Genomic DNA, 1297 nt, shown 5'->3' on the forward strand with positions numbered 1-1297 from the left:
GTCCGAAGCCTGCAGGTTGCGGTAGCTGTTCACCGCAGCGATGTTGTTGTTGATCCGAAGACCCATGAGAACCAATCCTCCATGACGTGGGGTCCAGCGAGCTGCAGCAGCCCGTCCGTGGGCCACCAGGTACTACATCGGCTCGAGACGACGGACCTTGAGGCCTCGGCATCGGCCGTTCGGGTGGAAGTCCCAGCGCCGACGCGACGGCGCCCCACCCCCGCGGTGCGGGGACGGGGCGCCTGGTCAAGCGGGTGTGCCGGGTAGATCAGCCGCGCAGCAGGGAGAGGACGTTCTGGGCGGCGGAATTGGCCTGGGCGAGCATGGAGGTGCCGGCCTGGGTCAGGATCTGGTTGCGGGTGAACTTGGTCATCTCCGCGGCCATGTCGGTGTCGCGGATCGCCGACTGCGAGGCGGTGATGTTCTCGATCGAGACGTTCAGGTTGTTGATCGTGTGCTCGAAGCGGTTCTGCACCGCACCCAGCGTGGCGCGGGCGGCGGAGACCGTGCTCAGCGCGGCCTCGACCTTCTTCAGGGTGTTGGCGGCGTTGGCGGCGCCGTCGGCGGCGTTGCCCACCAGCGACAGTCCGTTGGTGCCCAGCTTCGTGGCGTCCATGTCGTCGATCGACACCGTGATCGTGTCGTTGGCGGTGCCGTTGGCGCCCACCTGGAACGTCTTGCGGTTCGCAGTGGTCTCCGTGATCGCGGCCGACACCTGGGACGCGGCACCGAAGATGTCCAGCGTGCTGGCGGCGACGTTGGTGGCGCCCGCCTCGACCGTGACCTTGTCCGTGGTCGCGGAGGCGGAGGTCTTGCTCGTGATGGTGACCACGAGGGCGTTGTCCACGGAGATGGTGAGGTCACTGAGCCCCGCCGCGTCGAAGTCCTTCTGCAGGTTCACGGCCAGCGCGGTGGCGCCTGCAGCATCGGCCGTGTAGGCCCTGGCGCCGGTGTTGGTGAGAGCGAACTCCTTGATGGAGTCGTTGCCGTTGCGGTTCACCGTCACCTTGACCGTGTCGGTCGCGGCGGTGTCGCCGGCGGTGAGGGCAGCGCCGTTGGTGCCCACCAGGGAGAGCTTCTTGTCGGCGAAGCCGCCGTAGGTGCCGTCGAGGAGCTTGGTGTTGCCGAAGGAGGTGGTGTTGGAGATGCGGGTCAGCTCGTTGTTGAGCTGGTCGAACTCCGTCTGCGCCGCCGCCTGGGCGGAGGGGTCGGACGAACCGGTGTTCGACGCCTGCACAGCCAGGTCACGCATGCGCTGCAGGATCGTCGTCGCCGTGCCGAGGGCACCGTCAGCGGT

The 1297-nt window shown here is 67.5% G+C and carries 1 protein-coding gene; it reads right to left on the bottom strand.

The annotated features are described in order from the left end of the window. Positions 1 to 268 precede the first annotated feature (268 nt). Positions 269 to 1297 (bottom strand): flagellin (locus tag CLV92_RS20800; protein WP_104435997.1); only part of this gene is annotated, 1029 nt, incomplete at its 5' end.

Origin of the sequence: Kineococcus xinjiangensis (assembly GCF_002934625.1) — a bacterium.
In the GTDB taxonomy this organism is placed as follows: Bacteria; Actinomycetota; Actinomycetes; order Actinomycetales; family Kineococcaceae; genus Kineococcus_A; species Kineococcus_A xinjiangensis.